The sequence below is a fragment of the Pantoea sp. ICBG 985 genome, assembly GCF_002928365.1.
In the GTDB taxonomy this organism is placed as follows: Bacteria; Pseudomonadota; Gammaproteobacteria; order Enterobacterales; family Enterobacteriaceae; genus Pantoea; species Pantoea dispersa.
Genome location: NZ_POWM01000001.1, coordinates 991,813 through 1,016,804 on the forward strand (window position 1 = coordinate 991,813; position 24,992 = coordinate 1,016,804).

20 protein-coding genes are annotated in these 24,992 nt (G+C 58.1%); 8 read left to right on the forward strand and 12 right to left on the reverse strand.

What is annotated here, in order from left to right; all coding sequences use genetic code 11:
* Positions 1-10 precede the first annotated feature (10 nt).
* Complete coding sequence (locus C1Y42_RS04885; RefSeq protein WP_104092910.1) at positions 11-1,003, reverse strand: 2-hydroxyacid dehydrogenase; 993 nt, start codon at positions 1,001-1,003, stop codon at positions 11-13.
* A 165-nt stretch (positions 1,004-1,168) separates the two neighbouring features.
* On the opposite strand from C1Y42_RS04885, the gene C1Y42_RS04890 reads away from it, so the two are divergent.
* From C1Y42_RS04890 to C1Y42_RS04900, 3 genes are read left to right on the forward strand one after another with little or no spacing between them, the layout of a single operon-like run.
* Positions 1,169-3,787: a YdbH family protein gene (locus C1Y42_RS04890; protein WP_058774720.1), complete on the forward strand. Its 2,619-nt coding sequence runs from the start codon at positions 1,169-1,171 to the stop codon at positions 3,785-3,787.
* On the forward strand, positions 3,784-3,972 hold the full coding sequence (locus C1Y42_RS04895) for a YnbE family lipoprotein (RefSeq protein ID WP_010618431.1): 189 nt from the start codon (positions 3,784-3,786) through the stop codon (positions 3,970-3,972). The genes C1Y42_RS04890 and C1Y42_RS04895 overlap by 4 nt, the downstream gene beginning before the upstream one ends.
* 11 nt (positions 3,973-3,983) lie before the next feature.
* The gene (locus C1Y42_RS04900; RefSeq protein WP_021506121.1) at positions 3,984-4,304 is read left to right on the forward strand and encodes a YdbL family protein; all 321 of its coding nucleotides are present in this window, start codon (positions 3,984-3,986) and stop codon (positions 4,302-4,304) included.
* Between the two features lie 78 nt (positions 4,305-4,382).
* Here the strand turns inward: C1Y42_RS04900 and azoR are convergent, their stop codons facing one another.
* Positions 4,383-4,982: an FMN-dependent NADH-azoreductase gene (gene azoR / locus C1Y42_RS04905; protein WP_021506120.1), complete on the reverse strand. Its 600-nt coding sequence runs from the start codon at positions 4,980-4,982 to the stop codon at positions 4,383-4,385.
* Positions 4,983-5,236: 254 nt separating this feature from the next.
* On the opposite strand from azoR, the gene hrpA reads away from it, so the two are divergent.
* The gene (gene hrpA, locus C1Y42_RS04910; protein WP_104092911.1) at positions 5,237-9,133 is read left to right on the forward strand and encodes an ATP-dependent RNA helicase HrpA; all 3,897 of its coding nucleotides are present in this window, start codon (positions 5,237-5,239) and stop codon (positions 9,131-9,133) included.
* Position 9,134: 1 nt separating this feature from the next.
* Here hrpA and C1Y42_RS04915 read toward each other — a convergent pair whose 3' ends face one another.
* The 5 genes from C1Y42_RS04915 to rstA form a co-directional block, all read right to left on the reverse strand.
* Entirely contained in the window at positions 9,135-9,941 is an 807-nt protein-coding gene (locus tag C1Y42_RS04915) for a serine protease (protein ID WP_021506118.1), read from the reverse strand.
* Positions 9,942-10,219: 278 nt separating this feature from the next.
* Positions 10,220-10,696 (reverse strand): acid resistance repetitive basic protein Asr, encoded by a 477-nt coding sequence (gene asr / locus C1Y42_RS04920; protein WP_071813568.1) that lies wholly within the window; start codon positions 10,694-10,696, stop codon positions 10,220-10,222.
* A gap of 203 nt (positions 10,697-10,899) precedes the next feature.
* Positions 10,900-12,387, reverse strand: a complete 1,488-nt coding sequence (locus C1Y42_RS04925; RefSeq protein ID WP_058774718.1) for a carboxypeptidase M32 — start codon at positions 12,385-12,387, stop codon at positions 10,900-10,902.
* Positions 12,388-12,399: 12 nt separating this feature from the next.
* The gene (gene rstB, locus C1Y42_RS04930; RefSeq protein ID WP_021506114.1) at positions 12,400-13,710 is read right to left on the reverse strand and encodes a two-component system sensor histidine kinase RstB; all 1,311 of its coding nucleotides are present in this window, start codon (positions 13,708-13,710) and stop codon (positions 12,400-12,402) included.
* On the reverse strand, positions 13,710-14,432 hold the full coding sequence (gene rstA / locus C1Y42_RS04935; protein WP_021506113.1) for a two-component system response regulator RstA: 723 nt from the start codon (positions 14,430-14,432) through the stop codon (positions 13,710-13,712). Before rstA ends, rstB begins: the two co-directional genes overlap by 1 nt.
* A gap of 175 nt (positions 14,433-14,607) precedes the next feature.
* Between rstA and C1Y42_RS04940 the strand changes: the two genes are divergently transcribed.
* Positions 14,608-15,021 (forward strand): hypothetical protein, encoded by a 414-nt coding sequence (locus C1Y42_RS04940; RefSeq protein ID WP_021506112.1) that lies wholly within the window; start codon positions 14,608-14,610, stop codon positions 15,019-15,021.
* On the opposite strand, the gene C1Y42_RS04945 is transcribed toward C1Y42_RS04940, so the two are convergent.
* Positions 15,022-16,413 carry a basic amino acid/polyamine antiporter gene (locus C1Y42_RS04945; RefSeq protein ID WP_021506111.1) on the reverse strand — a complete coding sequence of 464 codons (1,392 nt, stop codon included), beginning with the start codon at positions 16,411-16,413 and terminating at the stop codon, positions 15,022-15,024.
* A 206-nt stretch (positions 16,414-16,619) separates the two neighbouring features.
* The gene (gene ydgH / locus C1Y42_RS04950) at positions 16,620-17,576 is read right to left on the reverse strand and encodes a DUF1471 family protein YdgH (protein ID WP_021506110.1); all 957 of its coding nucleotides are present in this window, start codon (positions 17,574-17,576) and stop codon (positions 16,620-16,622) included.
* A 538-nt stretch (positions 17,577-18,114) separates the two neighbouring features.
* On the opposite strand from ydgH, the gene pntA reads away from it, so the two are divergent.
* Together pntA and pntB are read left to right on the forward strand one after the other, a co-directional pair.
* Positions 18,115-19,647, forward strand: a complete 1,533-nt coding sequence (gene pntA, locus C1Y42_RS04955) for a Re/Si-specific NAD(P)(+) transhydrogenase subunit alpha (protein ID WP_104092912.1) — start codon at positions 18,115-18,117, stop codon at positions 19,645-19,647.
* Between the two features lie 11 nt (positions 19,648-19,658).
* Entirely contained in the window at positions 19,659-21,047 is a 1,389-nt protein-coding gene (gene pntB, locus C1Y42_RS04960) for a Re/Si-specific NAD(P)(+) transhydrogenase subunit beta (protein WP_058774715.1), read from the forward strand.
* A gap of 76 nt (positions 21,048-21,123) precedes the next feature.
* On the opposite strand, the gene uspE is transcribed toward pntB, so the two are convergent.
* Together uspE and C1Y42_RS04970 are read right to left on the reverse strand one after the other, a co-directional pair.
* Positions 21,124-22,080 carry a universal stress protein UspE gene (gene uspE, locus C1Y42_RS04965; protein WP_058758505.1) on the reverse strand — a complete coding sequence of 319 codons (957 nt, stop codon included), beginning with the start codon at positions 22,078-22,080 and terminating at the stop codon, positions 21,124-21,126.
* A 119-nt stretch (positions 22,081-22,199) separates the two neighbouring features.
* On the reverse strand, positions 22,200-22,952 hold the full coding sequence (locus C1Y42_RS04970) for an FNR family transcription factor (RefSeq protein WP_031279133.1): 753 nt from the start codon (positions 22,950-22,952) through the stop codon (positions 22,200-22,202).
* A gap of 296 nt (positions 22,953-23,248) precedes the next feature.
* On the opposite strand from C1Y42_RS04970, the gene smrA reads away from it, so the two are divergent.
* Entirely contained in the window at positions 23,249-23,815 is a 567-nt protein-coding gene (gene smrA, locus C1Y42_RS04975; RefSeq protein ID WP_021506105.1) for a DNA endonuclease SmrA, read from the forward strand.
* On the opposite strand, the gene C1Y42_RS04980 is transcribed toward smrA, so the two are convergent.
* The gene (locus C1Y42_RS04980; protein WP_021506104.1) at positions 23,812-24,732 is read right to left on the reverse strand and encodes a LysR substrate-binding domain-containing protein; all 921 of its coding nucleotides are present in this window, start codon (positions 24,730-24,732) and stop codon (positions 23,812-23,814) included. The genes smrA and C1Y42_RS04980 overlap by 4 nt on opposite strands.
* Between the last annotated feature and the right edge of the window lie 260 nt (positions 24,733-24,992).

Genomic DNA, 24,992 nt, shown 5'->3' on the forward strand with positions numbered 1-24,992 from the left:
GCGCAGAACGTTACGCCTTAACCTGGTTTGAACAGGTTTCCCCGCGCGCCAGCTGCTGTAAATTGCTGAGCGTGGTTTCTGAAATCGCCGTCAGCGCTTCGGCGGTGAGAAAGGCCTGATGGCCGGTAAACAACACGTTGTGACAGGCCGACAGGCGGCGGAACACGTCGTCCTGAATCACGTCATTCGACTTGTCTTCAAAAAACAGGTCGCGTTCGTTCTCATACACGTCCATGCCGAGCGAGCCGATTTTCTGCTGTTTCAGCGCTTCAATCGCCGCCTGTGAATCAATCAGCCCACCGCGGCTGGTATTGATAATCATCACCCCATCCTTCATCTGGCTAAACGCCTGCGCGTTGAGCAGATGGTGGTTTTCCGGCGTCAGCGGACAGTGCAGGGTGATGACATCGGACTCCGCCAGCAGCGTTTTCAAATCAACATATTCCGCCCCGAGCGCCAGCGCGGCGTCACTGGGGTACGGATCGTACGCCAGCAGACGCATGCCAAAACCTTTCAGGATGCGCATCGTCGCCACACCAATCTTGCCGGTGCCGACCACGCCAGCGGTTTTGTTATGCATGTTGAAACCGGTCAGGCCGTCCAGCGAGAAGTTGGCATCGCGCGTGCGCTGGTAAGCGCGGTGAATACGGCGGTTGAGCGTCATCATCAGACCTACCGCGTGTTCCGCTACCGCTTCCGGCGAGTAAGCGGGCACGCGCACCACCTGCAGTCCCAGCGCGGCTGCGGCGTCGAGGTCGACGTTATTGAAACCAGCACAGCGCAGCGCGATATATTTCACGCCCAGCGCCGCCAGCTCCGCCAGCACCGCTTTGCTCCCGTCATCGTTAACGAAGATACAGACCGCGTCACAGCCAGCGGCGTTTTTCGCCGTGGTTTCGCTCAGCAGGAAGTCAAAAAACCGCAGCTCAAATCCGTAGCCTTCGTTAACGTGCTCGAGGTATTTCTGGTCGTAATGCTTGGTGCTGTAAACCGCAACTTTCATTGTTTCGCTCCTGAAAAATGTTACGTCGGTATCACATCAGGATAACGTTTTCCGCGTCATTTTGCTGTTCTTCAGCCAGACTAAAGCGGTAACGCCTTCATTTGCCGGGCGTAACATGCCATCATCTCTGTCAGGATTGGGTAAAGAACAGGAACGTTAACAGCCATGACGCGGGGCCTCCGTCGACTACTTGCTGCGCTACTGGCGCTAATACTGCTGCTGCTGGGATTGCTGCTGACGCTGACGCACTGGCTGCCGCGGCTGGCAGGTATCTGGCTGCCGGAAAATACCCGCGTCGAGCTACACGGCGCGCCGCACTGGCAGCAGGGCCGGCTGGTATTTCCTGATGTGCGCTATCTGGCCGGTGACTGCCTGCTGGCGCAGGTCGCGGACGTGGGGCTTGGCCGGACGCAACAGCGCTGGCAGCTTGATGCGCGCGAGGTGGCGCTAAACAGCGATTGCCTGCAGGCGCTGCCGCACAGTGCCACGCGCGATGCGCCGCGCAGCCTCGCAGAGTGGCAGCAGATGCTGCCCGGCGCGGATATCCATCTGCAACAGCTCAGTATTTTGCCATGGCAGCAATATGCGGGCCGCTTCGATCTGACCTTAGACAAAGACCTTCAGCAGCTGCGTTATCAGGGCGACAACCTGCGCGTCGCCGCGCGCCTGCAGGGGCAGCAGTTGCACATTGATCAGCTCCAGCTCAGCCATCCTTTACTGCCGCAACCGGTCGAACTGCATGGCAATCTGACGCTGCCGACTTTTGCCGATGGCCTGCCGGTGGCGGGTGAGCTCAGCGGTGCGCTTAACCTGACGCAGTGGCCGCAGCCGCTGGCGCTGACGCTTAACTGGCAGCAGCAGCAGGGCGAACTGGTGGTGCGCCAGCAACAGGAACCACAGCCGTTGTTACAGCTGCCGTGGCAGGTCGATGCGCAGCAAATCCGCATCACTGCCGGTCACTGGCGCTGGCCGTTCGGGTCGCAACCGCTGTCGGGCGGCGTGGCGCTGACGTTGGATGACTGGCAGCAGGGGCTGGAACAGACGCAGATCCGCGGCCGCTTCAATTTACTGACCGCCGGACGCGGCGGGAAAGGCAACCTGGTACTGAGCGTTGGGCCGGGCAAGCTGAGCCTGACTGACAGCGCACTGCCGTTCCAGTTAACCGGCGAAAGCAAATTTGCCGACCTGCAGCTGTACGGCACCATCCCCGGACAAGTACATGGCATGCTCAGCGATCCGCAGCTCAGCCTGCAGCCGGGCGCACTGCTGCGCCTGCGCGGACGCTTACTCTCGACGCTGGAAGTGGATGAAGCGCGCTGGCCGCTGGCCGGCGTCAGCGTGGCTTCGCGCGGCATCAACGGCCGGTTACAGGCGATTCTCAACGCGCACGACCCCAGTTTCGGCCGCTTCAGGCTGCATCTCGACGGGCGCGCCAGCGACTTCTGGCCAGACAGCGGACGCTGGAACTGGCGTTACTGGGGCGAAGGCGTGATGGCGCCGCTTAGCGCCAAATGGGATGTGAAGGGCACCGGCAGCTGGCACGACACCCTGATCAGCCTCGATACGCTGAACACCGGGTTTGATCAGCTGGCGTACGGCATGGTGCAGGTGGATAAGCCGCGCCTGACGCTGACCGCGCCGGTGCGCTGGCAGCGCGATGTGGCACAGCCGGCGTTTAACGGCGGGTTTGCGCTGCGTTCCGGCCAGACGCGCTTCAGCTACGGTGGCTGGCTGCCGCCGTCCGAACTGCGTTTCGATGCCAAAGGGCGCGATCCAGGACATTTTCTGTGGCGCGGTCAGCTCACCGCGGAAGACATCGGACCGCTGCGCGTGCATGGCCGCTGGGACGGCGAGCGGCTGCGCGGCGAAGCCTGGTGGCCGGCGCAGTCGCTCAGCGTCTTTCAGCCGCTGCTGAGCAGCGATCTGAAGATGCGTATCCAGTCTGGCGAGCTGCGCGCGCAGATGGCCTTTTCCGCCGCCAGCGGCCAGGGGTTTGAGGCGGGCGGTTTCTGGGCGGTGAAACAGGGCAGCGTATGGATGCCGGACAGTGAAATCAACGGCATCGATTTTATCCTGCCGTTCCGCCTGAAAGATCATCAGTGGCAGCTGGGGCGCCGCGGGCCGGTGTCGCTGCGCATCGCCGAAGTGAAAAACCAGTTTGCGCTGCAGAACATTACCGCGGATCTGCAGGGCCACTATCCGTGGCAGGAGCGCCAGCCGCTGACGCTCAGCAACGTCAATCTCGATCTGCTCGGCGGGCACGTCAGCATGCCAGCATTGCGTTTACCGCAGCATCAGCCGGCGCGGATTTCGCTGCGTGACATTGATCTCAGCCGGCTGGTGACGGCGCTCAAGCCGAAGCAATTTGCCATGTCCGGTAAAGTGAATGGCGAATTGCCGCTGTGGGTGAACAATCCACACTGGCTGATTGAAAAGGGCTGGATCGCTAACAGTGGCCCGCTGACGTTCCGCATGGACAAAGACATGGCGGATGCGATTGTCAGCAATAACGTGGCCGCCGGGGCGGTGATGGACTGGCTGCGCTACATGGAGATTGCCCGTTCGTGGGCGACGCTGGATCTGGATAACTTCGGTAACCTGATTCTGCAAAGCGAGGTGAAAGGCACCAGCCAGTTCAGTAACCGCCGCCAGTCCGTCAATCTTAATTACCGTCATCAGGAAAACCTGTTCCAGCTGTGGCGCAGCCTGCGCTTTGGCGATAATTTGCAATCCTGGGTGGAGCAAAACGCCACCCTGCCATCCAACAAGGACCCGAAACCATGAGCCTGAGGGCATTACTGGTGCTGACAGCGGGACTGCCGCTGCTGGGCTGTGTGCCGCGCATCGAAGTCGCCGCACCCAAAGAGCCAATCACCATCAACATGAACGTAAAAATCGAACATGAAATCCACATCAAGGTGGATAAAGATGTCGAAGCGCTGCTGAAGAATCAGAGCGGACTGTTTTGAGGAGATGCTCGATGAAACGCAAGGGGATAGCGCTGTTGCTGGCGTTTTTGCTGGTGCCGTCGGCCTGGGCGCTGACGCTGGATCAGGCGCGCCAGCAGGGGCGCGTGGGCGAAACGCTAAGCGGTTACATCGCCGCTCGTCAGCAGGATGACGAGACGCTGGCGCTGGTTAAGCGCATCAATGACGGCCGCAGCCAGCAGTATCAGCGCGTGGCGCAGCAGAACAATCTCACCACCGCCGAGGTGGCGCGCATCGCCGGCGAGAAGCTGGTTAACCGTGCCGGAAGCGGCGAATATGTGCGCGGGATAAATGGTCAGTGGGTGCAGAAATAACTGCTTCCACGATAGCGCAGGCATAAAAAAGCCGGGCACTCAGGCCCGGCAAGACAGATAGCATTGTTTTAATGATGATTACGCAGCAACAATCTGTTTGATGGCGTCTTTGGCATCGCTGGCGGCTTTGGTTGCCACTTCCGGACCGTAAGCAATGCCTTCGGCGAACACGAAGTCAACGTCGGTGATGCCGATGAAGCCGAGGAACAGTTTCACGTACGGGGTCAGCAGATCAGTCGGGGTGTCTTTGTGAATGCCGCCACGGCTTGAAAGGATCACCGCACGTTTGCCTTTCACCAGACCTTCCGGGCCTGCTTCGGTGTAGCGGAAGGTGACGCCGGCACGGGCAATCAGGTCAAAGTAGTTTTTCAGCTGAGTAGGAATGTTGAAGTTGTACATCGGTGCAGCGATAACCACGGTATCGTGCGCCTGCAGTTCAGCAATCAGTTCATCGGACAGGGCCAGCGCGTCCTGCTGACGTGGCGACAGCGGCGCGTCTGAAGGACGCAGGGCGCCAACCAGTTCACCGTCCAGTACCGGAATCGGCTGGGCAGCCAGATCGCGTACCGTGACTTCGTCGCCTTTGGCGCGGGCTTCATCAGCGTAGAAGTCTGCCAGCTGGTTAGACTGTGAGTAACCGGCAAGGATGCTTGATTTCAGAACTAAAACTTTGCTCATGGTATTTTCCTGTACGTTACGCGGTTGGCTTACCGCTCAATGCGTTACACTCTACGGAGTTCGTCCGGCAGGTAAAAGCGCAATATTTCGAGGCCTATGTTCGAAATTATTGAATAAGGTGGCACGTCCGGTCAGGTGAGATGTTCCAATCTGTGCTAAGATGGCGGGCATTAATCGATTGAATCCGCCGGAAAATTCTGCCCGGCGCCGAGCCGCAAGTGCCGGCTCACTGCAACAACAGGTAATTCATCACTATGTCATCATCCGTTACGTCACCTCTGGCCCCACTCTGGTCGCGGCTCGATAACCTGATGCTGCGCGACCGCAAAGCGCTGCAGCGTCGTCTGCACGGTGCGGCAAAGGTGAAAAATCCCGCTGCGCAGCAGGAAATTATGGCTGAGCTGGAGCCGGTGTTCGCCGCGGCAGAACAGCGCGTGGCGCAGCGCGCCGCCGCGACGCCGCGCATTACGTTTCCGGAAAATCTGCCGGTCAGCCAGAAGCAGCAGGACATCGCCGACGCGATTCGCGATCATCAGGTAGTGATTGTCGCCGGTGAGACCGGCTCAGGTAAAACCACCCAGCTGCCAAAGATCTGTCTGTCGCTCGGGCGCGGTGTGAAAGGGCTGATTGGGCATACGCAGCCGCGTCGTCTGGCGGCACGCACCGTGGCGAACCGCATTGCCGAAGAGCTGGAAACCACGCCCGGCGGCACCGTCGGTTATAAGGTGCGGTTTAACGATCAGGTCAGCGAAACCACTCAGGTCAAACTGATGACCGACGGTATTCTGCTGGCGGAAATTCAGCAGGATCGTCTGCTGCTGCAGTATGACACCATCATCATCGATGAAGCGCACGAACGCAGTCTGAACATCGATTTCCTGCTGGGTTACCTGCGCGAACTGCTGCCGCGTCGTCCCGATCTGAAAGTGATCATCACCTCCGCGACCATCGATCCGCAGCGCTTTTCGCGCCACTTCAATAATGCCCCGGTAATCGAGGTTTCGGGCCGCACGTATCCGGTCGATGTACGCTATCGTCCAGTGGTAGAAGATGCCGAAGACACTGAGCGCGATCAGCTGCAGGCAATTTTCGATGCGGTTGACGAACTGAGTAGCGAAGGGCGCGGCGATATCCTGATCTTCATGAGCGGTGAGCGCGAAATTCGCGATACCGCAGATGCACTGATGAAGCGCGATTTACCGCACACCGAGATTCTGCCGCTCTATGCGCGCCTGTCCAACGCCGAACAGAACCGGGTGTTCCAGGCGCACAGCGGCCGCCGCATTGTGCTGGCGACCAACGTCGCTGAGACCTCGCTCACCGTGCCGGGCATTAAATATGTCATCGATCCCGGCACTGCGCGCATCAGCCGTTACAGCTACCGCACCAAAGTGCAGCGTCTGCCGATCGAGCCGATCTCGCAGGCGTCGGCTAACCAGCGCAAAGGGCGCTGCGGCCGCGTGTCGGAAGGGATCTGTATTCGCCTCTATTCGGAGGATGATTTCCTCAGCCGCCCGGCGTTTACTGACCCGGAAATTCTGCGTACCAACCTGGCGTCGGTGATTTTGCAGATGACGGCGCTTGGACTGGGCGACATCGCCGCATTCCCGTTTGTCGAAGCGCCGGATAAGCGCAACATTCAGGACGGCGTGCGCCTGCTGGAGGAGCTCGGCGCGATTACCCTGAGCGAGGAAGGAGCGTACAAACTTACGCCGTCCGGGCGCAGTCTGGCGCAGCTGCCGGTCGATCCGCGGCTGGCGCGCATGGTGCTGGAAGCGCAGAAATTTGGCTGCGTGCGCGAAGTGATGATTATTGCCGCTGCGCTGTCGATTCAGGATCCGCGCGAGCGTCCGGTGGAGAAACAGCAGGCATCTGACGAGAAACACCGGCGTTTTGCCGACAAAGAGTCAGACTTTCTCGCTTTCGTTAATCTGTGGAACTACCTGCAGGAACAGCAGAAAGCGCTGTCCGGTAACCAGTTCCGCCGCCAGTGTAAAAGCGATTATCTCAATTACCTGCGCGTGCGCGAATGGCAGGACATCTACACCCAGCTGCGTCAGGTGGTGCGGGAACTGGGCATGCCGCTCAACAGCGAGCCGGCACCGTACCGTGAAGTACACTGCGCGCTGCTCACCTGTTTACTGTCACACATCGGTCAGAAAGATGCGGAAAAGCAGGAGTTTACCGGCGCACGCAACGCGCGTTTCGCTATTTTCCCCGGTTCCGGGCTGTTTAGGAAGCCGCCTAAATGGACCGTGGTGGCGGAACTGGTGGAAACCAGCCGCCTGTGGGGCCGCGTTGCGGCGCGCATCGATCCGGAGTGGATCGAACCGCTGGCCCAGCATCTGCTGAAGCGCAGCTACAGTGAACCGCACTGGGAGAAAGCGCAGGGCGCAGTCATGGCCACCGAGAAAGTTACGCTGTACGGGCTGCCGATTGTGCAGGCGCGTAAGGTCAATTACAGCCGCATCGATCCGCAGCTCAGCCGGGAGTTGTTTATTCGCCATGCGCTGGTGGAGGGCGACTGGCAGACGCGTCACGCTTTCTTCCGCAACAACCTGAAACTGCGCAGTGAAATCGAGGATCTTGAGCACAAATCGCGGCGGCGCGACATTTTAGTCGATGACGAGACGCTGTTTGCGTTTTACGATCGCCGCATTGGCAGCGAGGTGGTCTCAGCGCGGCATTTTGACAGCTGGTGGAAACAGGCCAGTAAGGACAATCCGGATCTGCTGAGCTTTGATAAGCAAATGCTGATCAAAGACGGCGCGGAGAAGGTCAGCCAGCTGGATTACCCGAACTTCTGGTATCAGGGCAACCTGAAACTGAAGCTCAGCTACCAGTTCGAACCGGGGGCCGATGCGGATGGTGTGACGGTGCACATCCCGCTGCCGCTGCTCAACCAGGTCGACGAAGCCGGCTTCGAGTGGCAGATCCCCGGCGTGCGCCGCGAGCTGATCATCGCACTAATTAAGTCGCTGCCCAAGCCGGTGCGACGCAACTTTGTGCCGGCACCCAACTACGCTGAAGCCTTTCTTGGCCGCGTGACGGCGCTGGAGCAGCCGCTGCTGGATGCGCTGGAGCGTGAGTTCCGCCGCATGTCTGGCGTCACCATTGAGCGCGACGCCTGGCAGTGGGATCAGGTGCCCGATCACCTGAAAATGACCTTCCGCGTGGTGGATGAGCACAACCGTAAGCTGCAGGAAGGCAAAGACCTGCATCAGCTGAAGCAGGTGCTGAAAGGCAAGGTGCAGGAGACGCTGTCCAACGTGGCGGATGACGGGCTGGAACAGCGCGGGCTGCATCTGTGGAGCTTCGGTGATTTGCCGCAAAGCTACGAGCAGAAGCGCGGCAATTATCAGGTCAAAGCCTGGCCGGCGCTGGTGGATGAAAAAGACAGCGTCGCGATTCGCCTGTTTGACAGTGAACGCGAGCAGCAGAAGATGATGTGGCGCGGCCAGCGGCGGTTATTGCTGCTGAACATCCCTTCGCCGATCAAGTATCTGCACGAGAAGCTGCCAAACAAAGCCAAGCTCGGACTCTATTTCAATCCGTACGGCAAAGTGCTGGAGCTGATTGATGACTGTATCGCCTGCGGCGTGGACAAGCTGATGGCGGACGCCGGTGGCCCGGCGTGGCAGCAGGAAAACTTCGAGCAGCTGCGCGATAAAGTACGCGCCGAACTGAACGACACGGTGGTGACCATCGCCAGCCGGGTCGAGCAGATTCTTACCAGCGTGTTCAACATCAACAAGTTCCTCAAGGGACGGGTGGACATGACGCTGGCACTGGCGCTGGCGGATATCAAAACGCAGCTGAGCGGCCTGGTGTATCGCGGTTTTGTCACCGGCAACGGCTATCAGCGGCTGGGTGACACACTGCGCTATCTGCACGGTATTGAGCGCCGGCTGGAGAAGCTGCCGGTCGATCCACACAGCGATCGGGCGCGGATGCTGAAAGTGCAGGCGGTAGAGCAGGCGTGGCAAAGCTGGCGCAACAAGCTGCCGCCGCAGCGTCAGGACGATGAAGAGGTACAGGCGATCCGCTGGATGCTGGAGGAGCTGCGCATCAGTTATTTTGCGCAGCAGCTGGGCACGCCGTATCCCATCTCCGACAAACGTATTCTGCAGGCGATGGAGCAGCTGGGCTGACCTATTGCGCCAGCGCTTCCAGCTTGTCTTTAAAGGATGTAACGGCAATGGCGCGGTTATCGGCGCGATAGCGATCGGCCGGTGCCGGTGCCGAGCTCTGTACCGCAATCAGCTGCCACTCGCCGTCGCGCTTCAGCAGCAGCGGTGAACCGCTGTCGCCGGGCAGGGTGTCGCACTGGTGCGACAGCACGGCACGCTGCGCCCAGCCGGTGATCAGGCAATCGCTGTGCGAGTAGAGTGTATCCAGATGGTCAGCGGGATAACCGGCCTGTGTCACTTTGCGGTCGGTGGTTTTCAGCGCAGCGGTTAAATCGCTGCGCGAACCGTCAAACAACGGAATCGGCACGATACCGGACGGCGGATTGTGCAGAATCACCAGGCCGTAATCGTAAGGTGCCGCGTCTGGCGGCACGATCCAGCCTTCACCATCCGCCTGCAGACGCCGCGCCAGCGAAGGCTCCACGCGCGCGTCAATATCATGAATTTCGTAACGCCAGCCTTTGGCTCCCGCCATAAAGCGCAGCGCGACCGGCTTGTCGAATTTGCCCGGGGGCGTCAGTAAGCAGTGTCCGGCCGTCAGCGCCAGATGGGCCGAAATCAACGTGGCACTGCACAGATTGCCGCTTTCCGTCTCTAACTGACCAATGGCATCCCACGGCGCCGCACTGACGTCGGTAATGGCTTTACGATGATCTTTGCCGAAGAACAGGGTCTTAATCTCTTCCGGGCTGGGGCCGTCTTCATCATCGGCATGGGCTGTGAGGTTAAAGCTAAAAAGACCTACAAATAACAGGATAGCCAGGCGCATAGTTCTCTCAATGGCGAGAATAAATAGAGGTTATGGTCATCACGCTTGAGCGATAACTATAGTCGGTGAGCGGTAAAAAAGGGAGAAATATTGGAGTAATCAGCACGCTACAACGACTAGATAAAAAAGCTGGCCGCAATAATGCCGCACAGAATCATGACAATCAGGATAATTTCGAAGCGATAGCGACGCACCATTTTTCGCTACTCCAGTAAATAAACACCCGGCAGAACCGGGTGTTTTCAATCATTAATGCGGTGTTGGCGCGCAAGGCAACCTTATTTAGCAGCTTTTTTCGCTTTGTGGTGCTTTTTAGCAGCCTGAGCTTTCTGAGCAGCAGGTTTGGTTACTTTTTTGTGGTGCTTTTTAGCCGCCTGAGCTTTCTGTGCAGCTGGCTTGGTGGCTTTGTGGTGTTTTTTAGCAGCCTGGGCTTTCTGAGCCGCTGGCTTGGTGGCTTTCTTGTGGTGCTTTTTAGCGGCCTGGGCTTTCTGAGCAGCTGGTTTGGTGGCTTTCTTGTGGTGCTTTTTAGCCGCCTGCGCTTTCTGAGCCGCTGGTGCTTTCTTCTCTACTTTCTTGTGCTTTTTGGCAGCCTGCGCTTTCTGAGCAGCGGCTTTTTTGTGGTGAACAGCTTTGTGCTTAGCCGGTGCAGCGGTAGTTGCAGCAGCAGCAGGAGCAGCAGTTGTTGTCTCAGCAGCGAAGGCTACAGAAGACAGACCCATAGCAGCGGCGATCACCAGCGCAAATAATTTTTTCATTGCAAAACCCTCGAACTATTTTTTCATGTGTAGCCCACTGCGGGGCCGGTGAATGCACTATATGTAAAACAATTCGTGCCTTCAGTGAGGGAATGGTATCGGCGTGTAACGGATTGTACAAAGCAGGAAAACCGGTCAGGGCGGGGATAGTTGCGGACCACTCTCCGAGGAAAAAACGGCGGCCGGGCAGGCCGCCGCACGAATCAGGCAGAGAGATAACGCTGTTCCAGATGCTGACGGAAATAGTGTGGATTAAGCGCTTCGCCAGTGGCATTGATCAGCAGCTGCTGCGTCGGGAAGCGGCTGCCGTGCTGCCAGATGTTCTGCTGCAGCCAGTCAAACACCGGTTGCAGTTCACCCTGCTGAATCAATTCGTCCACCTGCGGAATGGCGCGCTTTACCGCCTGGAACAGCTGAGCGGCGTACATCGCGCCCAGCGTGTAGGTCGGGAAGTAGCCGAAGGCACCGTCGGTCCAGTGAATATCCTGCATACAGCCGTCGCGATAGTTGCCGCGCGTATCAATACCCAGCGACTGCTGCATTTTTTCATCCCACAGCGCCGGAATATCCTCGACTTCAATCTCGCCTTCAATCAGCGCCCGCTCGATTTCGTAACGTAAAATCACGTGGGCCGGATAGCTCAGCTCGTCGGCATCAACGCGAATGAAGCCCGGCTTCACGCGTTGGGTCAGCCGAATAAAGTTGTTGCGCTCCAGCGCCGGCTGGTCGCCCATCAGCGCCACCACCTGGGGATGAATATGCTGCAGGAAGGCGTGACTGCGCCCCAGCTGCATCTCCATAAACAGGCTTTGCGATTCATGCATCGCGGTCGAGCGCGCCAGCGCCACCGGCTGTCCGCGCCACTGCTGTGGCAGATTCTGCTCATAGCGCGCATGGCCGGTTTCGTGGATCACGCCCATCAGCGCGCTGAGAAAATCGTTTTCGTTGTAGCGTGTGGTGATACGCACATCTTCCGGTACGCCGCCGCAGAACGGGTGGGCGCTCACGTCCAGCCGGCCGTGATTAAAATCAAACCCTAACGTAGCCATCACGCTCAGGCCGAGCTGTTTCTGCGATTCAATGGCGAAGGGGCCGACCGGCTGGGCAATCGGCGTTGCCTGCTGGCGGGCTACCGCTTTTTGCAGCAGATCCGGCAGCCAGCTTTTCAGATCGCCAAAGGTGCTGTCGAGCTGCGCGCTGGTCATGCCGGGCTCAAACACATCCAGCAGCGCATCGTAGCGTGATACGCCGAGCGCATCGGCGCGCAGCTGTGCCTCTTCGCGGCTCAGCTTCACCACTTCTTTCAGGTTAGCGCTGAAGCCCTGCCAGTCATTGGCCGGACGCTGACTGCGCCACGCGTGTTCACAGCGCGAGCCGGCCAGCGATTTGGCTTCCACCAGCGAGGCCGGCAGCAGCGTTGCCTGGCGCCACGCGCGCTGCATTTCGCCCAGATTGGCCTGTTCCACATCGTTCAGCGACTCCTGCGCGGCGGCGTCAAACAGCCCGCCGAGGCGCTTGTCGGTCAGCAGCTCGTGCATAAATACGCTCAGCTCTGCCATCGCTTCTCCACGCGCCTGGCTGCCGCCCGGCGGCATGGTGGTTTGCATATCCACGCCGGCAATCGCGCCCAGATGGCCAAAACGCGCCAGGCGCTGAAAAGTGCGGCTAAGTTCCTGATAAGCTGCAGTCATGTAACAAGCTCCTTATGAAGGTAAGCGCGGCGTCACGTCGCGCAGGGGGAGATCAACTGGCCAGCAGAAGCGCACGCAGGCGCCGCCCAGCGGACTGCTCTCAATCGAGACCTGGCCCTGCAGCGCCTGCGCAATAGAGTGCACAATCGCCAGACCGAGGCCGCAGCCGCCGGTGGCGCGATCGCGGCTGGGATCGAGCCGTACGAAAGGTTCGAATACCCGCTGGCGTTCATCCGGCGGAATGCCCGGACCATCATCTTCAACCTGCAGATTGCCGATGGCGCCGTCAAACCACAGGCTGACACGCAGCCGCTGCTGCGCATAGCGCAGGGCGTTATTCACGAGGTTATCCAGCACGCGCTCCATCAGGCGCGTATCTGCCGCGCCAATGTTTTCCAGCTGCGGAATATCCAGCGTAATGTGCGTCTGCGGATTCATGGTCTGCACGTCAGCGATGTGCACGCGCAGCCATTGGGCCAGATCGAAAGATTGCAGATTGAGGTCAACGCGCGGCCGGTCGAGGCGCGCATAGGTCAGCAGCTCCTCAATCAGGCTCTCCAGCTGGCCGACGTCACGGTTCAGCGCCGCCGACTCTGCCGCACTGAGGTTTTCACTCATCTCCAGCCGGTAACGCAGCCGGACCAGCGGCGTGCGCAGCTCGTGCGCGATACCGTCAATCAGCTGTTTTTTACTCGCCACCAGCGTATTGATGTTGTCCGCCATCTGGTTGAACGCCACGCCAAGGCTGTGCAGGCTGGAGGTGTTTTCAAAATGGGTGCGCACGTCAAGCTCGCCGCGACCAAAGCGCTGAGCCGCTTTCTCCAGCCGCTGCATCTCCTGCCAGTGCGGGCGCAGCCAGATGAACACCGGCAGCGCCAGCGACATGCCAATAAACGCCAGCAGGGCGATATCAAGGATGCGCATCTGGTGCAGATAAAACAGGTAAGGAATCGGTCCGACCGACAGCACATAGTGGCTGCGCGGGATGTGCTGCAGGAAGGTGTACTGATCGTCAAGGGCGACGATCTCACCGGCGCGCAGCCGCTTCATGTCGGCTTCGTCCAGCTGATATTTGCTCATCGGTTCGATGTGCAGCTCAAAGGATAAATCGAGATCGAGGTTGCGGATGGTTTTATTCCAGTCGCGCGGCGGGATCTCACGCAGTTCGCTGCGCATCAGAAACAGCGAGCTGGCCATCAGGTCGTTCATCGACTGGCGTCCGGCGCGCTCGGCGGTGAATTTGTACACCAGACCCACCAGCAGCGTCATCACCAGGAAGCAGACGAACAGCAGCAGATAGAACTGAATGAAGAGCTTTCTCATCAGGAGCGGGTATCCCAGGCCTGCGGCGCGAACAGATAGCCTTTGTTACGGATGGTTTTGATGCGGAACGGCTCGGTGGCGCTGTCGTACAGTTTCTTGCGCAGGCGTGAAATGGCGACGTCGATGCTGCGATCCATGCCGTCATAGCTCACGCCGCGCAGGGTTTTCAGCAACGCGTCACGGTCGAGAATTTCTCCGGCGTGGCTCGCCAGCTCCCACAGCAGGTCAAAATCGGCGGTCGAAAGGGTGATCGGTTCGTCGAACAGGATCACCTGGCGGTTGAGCGCATCAATGGTGAGTGAACCAAACCGCAGCACCTTTTGCGAGCTCTGCACGGCGGGTGCGGCTTCCGGTTTGGCCACGTGCGCCTGGCGCAGATGCAGGCGCAGACGCGCCAGCAGCACCGCCGGCGGCGTGGTTTTCAGAATATAGTCATTGGCGCCCATCTCCAGCGCCAGAATGTGGTTCATGTCGCTGTCGAGCGAGGTCAGCAGCACAATCGGTCCCTGCCAGTGCGCACGCAAATCGCGGCACAGCGTCATGCCATCTTTGCCCGGCAGCATGATATCCAGTAATACCAGATCCGGATCGGCGGCGAGAATGGTCGCTTCCGCGCGATCGCCGCGCGTCTCAACCAGCACCTCAATATCGTGGCGGCCAAGATAAGCCGCAATCAGTTCGCCGACTTCCGGCTCATCTTCCACATAGACAATTTTGTTCATAATGCTCTGTCATGGCTGAGAATGTCAGCAGCATAGCTTTTCCTGGTCCTGAGCTCTACGCTACCGCACGAATTATCCTTGTCTTACTGGTATGTACACCGTGAAATGTGCCATTATTACCGGCGCGTTCTGGCGCAAGGTTCGGAATCGTACTGAAAACAGGAGGAGTGCGAGGGTGTCTGATAAAGAGCTGGCTTCAGCCGGATACAGTGACCGCATCTGCTTCAACTACAGTGACTTCCTTTCCGCTTCCTGCAAAAAACGCTGGAGCTTTGTCGATGCCATTTACGGCGTGATGCCAATTTTTGGCATGGTGACGCGCAAGTCCGGGCACAGTTTACAGGCCAGCGACGACCATCTGAAAGAATTAGCATTACAAATCATTTCAACCCAGGTCAGTGACGAAATTAACATCGCCCGACTGATCACCCTGGCCGAACAGCAGCACATCAGCCGCTTCGATATTCAGCTGCCTTATCCGCTGTCCGCTGAGCAGCTTGACGCCATCCATCTGGAATACCGCAAGCCGCTCAATCTGACACAGCAGAATGATCTGCTGTGCGTTTCCATTCCTTTACAACCGCATTGATTAGCGCGTCAGCTGCCACAGCGCGGGCAGTGAGGCGGCAATTAACAGCACGATGGCGATGCGCTCCAGCGCAAACAGCGGTTGATCGCCGCGGCCACCGCGTCGTGCATACAGGAACAGCAGCAGACCCGGCGCGTAAAGCACCACCGACAACAGCAGATGCAGCGGCCCCGAGGCGTACAGCAGCCAGAGTCCATAGGCGCTGGCACCGAGACCGGTCAACAGGGCCAGCGGTTTGTGCTGACCGCGTACCACTTTGACCAGATACAGACCCACCAGCAGATAGGGCACGAGGATCATTTCTGAGGCTATAGTCAGCAGCGTGTTGTAATCCGCGCCGGTAACCGCAATCAGAATCAGGCACACCTGCACGCTGCCGTTAGTCAGCCACAGCGACGCCGCCGGCGCGTTATGGCGGTTCTGCCGGGCAATGCTGCGCGGAAACGCGCCCTGCTGCGCGGCGAGGAACGGGACTTCTGCCGCCATAATGGTCCAGCTGAGATAGGCGCCGCACACCGAGATAATCAGGCCAACCGCAATCACCGCATCGCCCCAATGACCCAGCAGGCGTTCCATCAGACCGGCCATCGACGGATTGCGCATCTGCGCCAGTTCCGCACGCGGCACCACGCCAAGCGACAGCAACGTCACCAGCAGATAGACCAGCAGCGCGGCCAGCACCGCCAGCAGCGTGGCGCGCCCGACATCTTTCTTGTGGCGCGCGCGGGCAGAGACTACCACCGCGCCTTCCACGCCAATAAATACCCACAGGGTAATCAGCATGGTCTGTTTGACCTGCTGCCACAGCGGCTGGCCGAGCGCTGCGCCGTCAAAGTCAAAACGGAAGCGATCGTAATTAAACGCCAGCAGCGCCAGCACCACGAACAGCAGCAGCGGCACCAGTTTGCCCAGCGTCGCCAGCAGGTTGATGCTGGCCGCCGTCTGTACGCCGCGCAGTACCAGCCAGTGCACCAGCCACAGCAGCACGGAAGCGCCAAGCATCGCCTGCCAGGTGTTGCCATCGCCAAACACGATGCGATCCGGCGTATCGGTAAAGAAGCTCAGCGCTGAAAACACAATTACCAGATACGAGACGTTGGCAATCACCGCGCACAGCCAGTAACCCCATGCCGAGCAGAAGCCGGTCAGCTCGCCGAAGCCGGCGCGCGCGTAGGTGAAGATGCCGCCATCCAGTTCCGGGCGCAAACGCGTCAGCAGCAACATCGCCAGCGACAGAAAGAGGATACCGACACCGGTGATCAGCCAGCCGATCAGCAGCGCGGCCGGACCGGCAACCGCCGCCATATTTTGTGGCAGGCTAAAGACGCCCGCGCCGAGCATCGAGCTGAGCACCAGCGCAGTGAGCGCGCTAAGACCTAATTTTTTATCCAAAACGCCATTCCTGAGCAGCAGAGTGTGCTGGGTAGTAGTTGTTCAGCCAGAGTGTAACGTGGCAATCAGTCCCGTTTAAAACGGAATACCCTGAAAACAGGCGGCAGATTTTACGGAGAGCGAACGGTGAAGGCAATGCAAGACTATGCAGATTTGCACACGGATTATGCAAACGGCAGGGCGACGGGCGCCGCCCTGCGCGGGGATTATTTAAACAGGTCAGCGGTGACGGTCAGGTTGCCGCCGCTCTGGTTCTGCCACTGGCGCGTAATGTGATAATACTTCGCGCCTTTGGCGATGGCGCGTTTGCCCACGGCTTCTGAGATCTCGGTTGGCGTGCCGAAGTGATCGGAGAAGGAGATGGTGTCAAACGGCTGCATCTGTGCGGCCGTGATCGCATTGACTTCCTGCACGCTGCGGCCATCCGGCTGCGTCACCGTATAACGCTGACCGGTAGAGCTTTGGGTTTCAAAGAAACGACCCACGCTGGTGCTTGGCGTATCTGAGGAAGCAACGCCAGGGATCGCCACTTTCTTCGCCGCTGCGCCGCCCGCAGCCAGGGCTGCTTTACCGGCTTCTGAATCAGCCGGAATGGAGTCAGACGTATCCTGCACCACGCGCGCTTTGGCATCGGCTTTATACACGTAGGCGGTCACGTACTGGTTGCCACCGTTGTTAGCATCCACCTGACGCACAATAAAGAAGGAGGCCGCGCCTTTGTTTTTCGCCGCTTTGGCGATGGCTTCGTTCACGTCCGGCTGGCTGGAGAAGAAGCCGCTGACGGAGACGGTGTCAAACGGCTCAAGGCGATATGCTTCCGCCTTCGGCAGCTCTTTCACGCCGTTGAACATCCGGTATTGCGTGCTTTGTTCAACTTTCGCTGCATTGGCTTTGTACAGATCGGCGGTAACGCGCCAGTTGCCACCGTTACCGTTGCTGTCGTTGATGCCCTGCACGTAGAAAGAGTCCGCGCCTTTGGCGTCGGCGGCTTTAGACACGGCGTCTGTTGCATCGCCAATTGCATTAAAACGGCCGCTAATATTGATGCGTTCGAATGGTTTTAACGCGGCCGCTTGTTCTGGCGTTAACTCTTTGGCAGCAAACGCATTGGCTGCCAGCAGTGATAACAGGGTCGACGCCAGAATGGTGTTCTTCAGCTTCATAAAAATGATCCTTCGCCTTACGCAAATTGAGTACGAAAACGTGCTGGACTCTTGATGTATAACAGATTAGCCGCTGATTATTGCATGTAATAATCGGCCTGTCTCAGCCAATTTATGCGCATAACATTGACAATCCCAGCATTTTATTCATCGGCCTGTCATCTTTCGCTGTTATGGCTTTTTTTTGGTCAGCTTACCGCTTTAACCGGTATCGCTTAGTACCATAATAGTTAAAGCATTGTTAAATATAGGTTTTTAAAAACAGTTAATTCGTCATGACACGATTAGGCACAGCAGATTATTTTCCATAATGCCGCAAACCTGGTCGCATCCCACGGTATTCATCGCTGGCATCTGAATATCTGTGTGAATGTCATAAGTGTGCGTTATGGCGCTAGATCGTCCTGCGCATTTTCAGTAGGTTATAAAGACTTTGTTACATAGTGCATTTCGCTCATAAAAAGCTGAAACAGCGTTTCGGCTTTTAAGCATGTGCCCCTTACAGAACCTCATCCTTTAATCATGGAAAGGAAACAGTATGTTAATTGGGATACCCAAAGAGCGGTTAGCCAATGAGTTCCGCGTCGCAGCGACGCCAAAGACCGTTGAGCAGCTCATCAAGCTGGGATTCAGCGTCACCGTTGAGCAGGGCGCCGGTTTACGCGCCAGCTTTGATGATGACAGTTTTATCGCCGCCGGTGCCAGCATCAGTCATCCGCAGGATGTCTGGCAGTCCGACATCGTGCTGAAGGTGAACGCGCCAGACGACAGCGAGATTGCACTGACGCGCGCGGGCAGCACGCTGGTGAGCTTTATCTGGCCAGCGCAGAACCCGGCACTGCTGGAGAAATTAGCCGCACGCAACATCACCGTAATGGCGATGGATTCCGTACCGCGTATTTCGCGCGCGCAGTCGCTGGATGCGCTCAGCTCGATGGCGAACATCGCCGGTTACCGTGCCATTGTCGAAGCAGCCCATGAGTTTGGCCGCTTCTTCACCGGGCAAATCACCGCCGCCGGTAAAGTGCCACCGGCCAAAGTGATGGTCATCGGGGCTGGCGTGGCCGGTCTGGCGGCGATTGGCGCGGCGGGCAGCCTCGGTGCCATCGTGCGCGCCTTCGATACCCGTCCGGAAGTGAAGGAACAGGTGCAGAGTATGGGTGCCGAATTCCTTGAACTCGACTTTGAAGAGGACGCGGGCAGCGGCGACGGTTACGCCAAAGTGATGTCCGAAGCCTTTATCAAGGCGGAGATGGCGCTGTTCGCAGCGCAGGCGCAGGAAGTGGACATTATCGTCACCACCGCGCTGATCCCGGGCAAGCCGGCACCGAAGCTGATCACCGCAGAGATGGTGGCCAGCATGAAGCCGGGCAGCGTGATTGTTGATCTGGCGGCAGCCACCGGCGGTAACTGCGATCTGACCGTCGCCGACCGCGTCACGCTGAGCGACAACGGCGTCAAAATCATCGGCTACACCGATCTGCCGAGCCGGCTGCCAACGCAGTCCTCGCAGCTGTACGGCACCAACCTGGTGAACCTGCTGAAGCTGCTGTGTAAAGAGAAAAACGGCGAGATCGTGGTTGATTTTGACGATGTCGTGGTGCGCGGCGTCACAGTGATTCGTGACGGAGAAGTGACCTGGCCTGCGCCACCAATTCAGGTTTCTGCTGCGCCACAGGCCGCAAAACCTGCCGCACAGCCGCAGGTGAAAGCGGCAGAGAAGCCCGCTGCGCCGTGGCGCAAGTATCTGCTGCTGGCGCTCGCGGTAGTGCTGTTCGGCTGCCTGGCCAACGTCGCGCCGGCGGAATTCCTGTCGCACTTTACCGTGTTCGCGCTTGCCTGCGTCGTCGGGTATTACGTGGTGTGGAACGTCAGTCACGCGCTGCATACGCCGTTAATGTCCGTCACCAACGCCATCTCCGGCATTATTGTGGTGGGCGCGGTGCTGCAGATGGGCCATGGCGGCTGGGTCACCTTCCTGGCGTTTATCGCCGTCCTGATTGCCAGCATCAATATCTTCGGTGGTTTCACCGTCACCCAGCGCATGCTGAAAATGTTTCGTAAGAATTAAGGGGTAACAACATGTCTGGCGGATTAGTGACTGCAGCATACATTGTTGCCGCAATTCTGTTTATTTTCAGCCTGGCCGGGCTCTCGAAGCATGAGACCTCAAAGCAGGGCAATATCTTTGGTATCAGCGGCATGGCGCTGGCGCTGCTCGCCACCATTTTTGGTCCGCACAGCAGCAACGTGGCGTGGATTCTGCTGGCGATGGTGATCGGCGGTGCGATTGGCGTGCGTCTGGCGAAGAAAGTCGAAATGACCGAAATGCCGGAGCTGGTGGCGATTTTGCACAGCTTTGTCGGTCTGGCGGCGGTGCTGGTCGGGTTCAACAGCTACCTTGACCACGCGCCAGGACTGTCAGCGGTGATGGAAAATATCCATCTGACCGAAGTGTTCCTCGGCATCTTTATCGGCGCGGTGACCTTCACCGGTTCGGTGGTGGCGTTTGGCAAACTGCGCGGCAAGATCTCCTCAAAAGCGCTGATGCTGCCGCATCGCCATAAAATGAATCTGGCGGCGCTGGTGGTCTCATTCCTGCTGATGCTGTGGTTTGTGCGTACCGACAGCACCGCCGCACAGGGCGTTGCGCTGCTCCTTATGACGGTGATTGCGCTGGTGTTCGGCTGGCATCTGGTGGCGTCGATTGGCGGTGCGGATATGCCGGTGGTGGTCTCGATGCTCAACTCTTACTCGGGCTGGGCGGCGGCGGCGGCAGGCTTTATGCTGAGCAACGACCTGCTGATCGTCACCGGTGCGCTGGTGGGCTCTTCCGGTGCCATCCTGTCGTACATTATGTGTAAAGCGATGAACCGTTCCTTTATCAGCGTGATTGCCGGCGGGTTCGGCACTGACGTGAGCGGTGCAGACGCGGGCGAAGAAGCGGGTGAACACCGTGAAATCAGCGCGGAAGAGACGGCAGAACTGCTGAAAAACTCGACCTCAGTGATCATCACGCCGGGCTACGGTATGGCGGTCGCCCAGGCGCAGTATCCGGTGGCAGAGATCACCGAGAAGCTGCGCGCGCGCGGTATTAAGGTGCGTTTCGGTATTCACCCGGTAGCCGGTCGTTTGCCGGGGCACATGAACGTGCTGCTGGCGGAAGCCAAAGTGCCGTACGATGTGGTGCTGGAGATGGATGAGATCAACGATGATTTCAGCGATACCGACACCGTGCTGGTTATCGGCGCCAACGACACCGTCAACCCGGCGGCCCAGGACGATCCGCGCAGCCCGATTGCCGGTATGCCGGTGCTGGAAGTGTGGAAAGCGCAAAACGTCATCGTGTTCAAACGCTCGATGAACACCGGCTATGCCGGGGTGCAGAACCCGCTGTTCTTTAAAGAGAACACCCAAATGCTGTTTGGCGATGCCAAAGCCAGCGTCGAAGGCATTCTGCGCGCGCTGTAGGAAACGAAAAGGGCGGTGATGTCACCGCCCTGACAAGCTCAAACCGGGGCGGCACAGGATGGCCGCCCTGTGTTATTTAATCCTCTTCATCTTCCTCATCGTCGAGGTCAATCGGCGATTTGAAATCATCCGGCTTAATCGCCAGCAAATCACAGCGCAGGTGATCGATCACCTGTTCAGCGGTATTGCCGAGAAACGCAGCTGACAGACCGGTACGACCAATGGTGCCCAGCACCACAATCCCGGCGTCAAGATGCGACGCGATATCCGGGATGACTTCTTCCGGCAGGCCCTTCGCCACGTGGGTAAACTCCTCGCCGATGGAGAATTTCTGGCGCAGCGCTTTCATCGCCACCAGATGCTGGCCGCGAATGGCATCGTTATAGACGCTGGGATCAAAATCCGGCAGTTCGATAGCAATGTTGATCGGCGTGACGGGATAGGCGCCCACCAGATGCACCTCGGTGTGATTCACCATTTCGGCCAGCCGTGTGGTCTCGCGGATCAGTTTTTGATTGAGCTCATCATGATGCGGTTCCTCGCTGGCGAGGTTTACTGCCACCACCGCTTTGCCGCCTTCCGGCCACGGCTGGTCTTTGACCATCCATACCGGGCACGGGCACTTACGCAGCAGGTGCCAGTCGGTGGGGGTAAAAATCACTGCTTCCAGACGATCGTGCTGGTGCGCCATCTTCAGGACCAAATCATGCTGATGCGCCAGCACTTCCTGAATGATGGCTTCGTACGGCCGGTTATGCCACACCACTTTGATCTCGATATCCACGCCGGCTTCCAGATAGGCCTGGGCCTGTTCGCGGATCCATTCGGTACGCTGGCTAATCACCCCTTTGCGCATGTTGACGCGCTCGTCGGGCGACAGCAGGGTGGTCATTTCGTAGGAGAAGTCGTAGATAGGCAGGAAGGCTTTGATTTTTCCGCCGATACGTTGATTGAGATACACCGCACGCCGCAGCGCCGGCTGGTCGTCCTGCTGAGCATCAATCGCCACCAGAATATGCTGATACCGGGACATAAGGCACTCTCCTCAAACCAAAGCGAAGTTGGATTAAAGATAGCCTAAGATGGCGCAGGGCAGAAGCGGAAAAGTTGTTGCCGGATCAATAAAATAACATTTATCGACCCGGCAGGCGGTTACGCTGCCTGATCGGTCTGGCCGGCCAGTTCAGCCAGCAGCGCATGGTTTTCGATGGTGATATATTTGCCTTTCACCGCCAGCATGCCGCTTTTCTGGAAACGTCCCAGCAGACGGCTGATGGTTTCGACGGTGAGTCCCAGATAGTTACCGATGTCGCCGCGCGTCATGGTCAGGCGGAATTCACGCTGTGAGAAACCGCGCTGGCCGAAGCGGCGCGACAGGTTCCAGATAAACGCCGCCAGACGCTCTTCCGCGTTCTTTTTCGATAACAGCAGGATCATATCCTGATCGCCTTTGATCTCGCCGCTCATCAGACGCATCATCTGCTGACGCAGCGCCGGCATTTTACCGGACAGATCGTCGAGGGTTTCAAAAGGGATTTCACACACCATGGCCGTTTCCAGCGCCTGAGCGAAGCTCGGATGATGCGCACTGACGATGGCATCAAAGCCCACCAGATCGCCCGCCAGATGGAAACCGGTGATCTGTTCATCACCCTGTTCGGTAATGGTGTAACTTTTAATGGTGCCGGAGCGGATAGCATAAAGGGATTTCAGTTCATCACCGGCTTTGAACAGCGTCTGGCCTTTCTGAATCGGCTTTTTGCGTTCAATAATATTGTCCAGCTGATCCAGTTCATGTTCGTTCAGCGTGAAGGGAATACACAACTGGCTGATACTGCAATCCTGACAGTGGATGGCACAACCGCCAGACTGAATACGTCGAATGCTGCGTTTTTCCGGGATCATATAGGTACGCTCGATGATTATTGACTGTCGTCAATTTTAACATTTTTCTTTGTCATGTGAACTCATCCGAGCAGTAATAATGATCAAAACCGCACAAATGCTGGGTATTCGCGGCTTTGATGTCTGCAAATGACCAGCCGTTTTTTGATCTGGAACGTTTTCTTTCCATATTTACATCCGGACACAACCTGATCCGCGCAGAAAGTGACGGATGTGATAGCCGATAACCTTTGCTACTATTTTGCTTTCGGGTGGCATGTTGCGCCCGATTCACCACCAGGCGTGAGGAAAACACCATGAACCTTGATGATGAAGACCTTTTCCGCGATGCCATGGGTGATGTAACCCCGTTAAAAGATTGCGCCAACACCCAGTGGCTGCGCGCGCCGTCTACCAAAGCGCCGCGCCAGCAGCCGCATGACGACGCACCGGAAAACTTCCTGACGCGCGGCTTCCTTGAGATTATCCCGCGCGACACGCCGCTGGAATATAAAGCCGATGGCATTCAGCAGGGCGTGCTCGACAAGCTGCGGCTGGGCAAATATACGCTGGACGCCAGTCTTAATCTGTTACGCCAGCCGGTGGAGACCTGCCGGCAATCGCTGTTCAGCTTTATGCTGGAAGCGCGTAAACAGGGCCTGCGCAATCTGCTGATTATTCATGGCAAAGGGCGGGATGATGAAGCGCACGCCAATATTGTCCGCAGCTACGTGGCACGCTGGCTGCGACAATTTGACGACGTTCAAACTTTCTGCAGTGCGCAACCGCAACACGGCGGCAGCGGCGCAGTCTATGTCGGGCTGCGCAAAACCGATCGCGCGCGCCTCGATAATCGCGAACGCCACGCCAAACGCAGCCGTTAACTGTGAAATTTGCGGATGGTGGCCATCAGCACTTCCGCGCTTAGCGAGAGCGAGTGGCCGCTGCGGGTAATAATGCCCACCGGCTCGCCGGGGCCGGGCGATGCGATGGGTAGCGCGCTGAGCGCATTGTGACTTAAATCTTCCTTCACCGCGCCGGATGGCACAAACCACACATAGTCATAACGCAGCGCCAGCTGGCGGGCCAGCGAGGTGGACGAGGTTTCGACACAGTTGCCCGGCAGCGAGCAGCCTTGTTCATCCAGCATGTGCTGGGCAATACGCCGCGGCGCGGTGCCTTCAGGCGAAATCACCACTGGCCACTGCATGGCGCGGGAAAGTGTGACGTTGTCACTTAAGAGCGGATGCTCCGGTCGCACCACCAGCTTGAGCGATTCGAGAAACAGCAATTCGTAGGTCAGGCCGGTCATCATTTCGCTGTCCGCCATACGGCCAATGCCAATATCAAACTCCCCGGCGCGCAGGCCAGCCAGCAGCACATTATTGTGCAGCGTGGCCACCTGTACCGTGGTGTTCGGCTGCTGTTCGTGGAAGCGATCCAGGATCTGCGGCAGCATCCCCATGGCGGCGGTGGTGAGGGCGCCAAGGCGGATCACGATCGGGCGTCCGGAAACCGGCGAGTTGAAACTTTGTCCGGCGTGGTTAAGCGCATCCAGTACTTTCACCGCGTGGGTCAGGAACTGTTCTCCCAGTGTCGTCAGCTGAGCACCGAGGCGACCGCGCTCAAACAGACGGGCGCCCGCCAGTTCCTCCAGCTCATTGAGCGTCTTAGACAGCGCCGGCTGACTCAGATTCAGGGTTTCCGCCGCGCGGCCCAGCGTGCCCTGTTGCGCGACTGCCACAAAGGTGTGTAAATGGCGCAGACGAATGCGCTGATTAAAGAGATGATTTTTGTCCATAAACGCCAGCGTAATGAGTCAGAGTGGTCAGCGGCAAGTGGCTGACCGAGATTCTGTTAACTTACCTGCAAAATTATATTAACAAAAACAGTCAGCGTGAGAAGTTTTAGTAAGTGGCTGTATTGGTTGGCTTTATAAATAACCGGGTATCCAGGCGCGTTTCTGTACTCAGCGTTATCAGTAGCTTAGCGGGTAAAATGTTGAATAATTCTCAATTTCACTTAAAAATCCTGCCCGTTATTGTTAACGATGCGCTATCA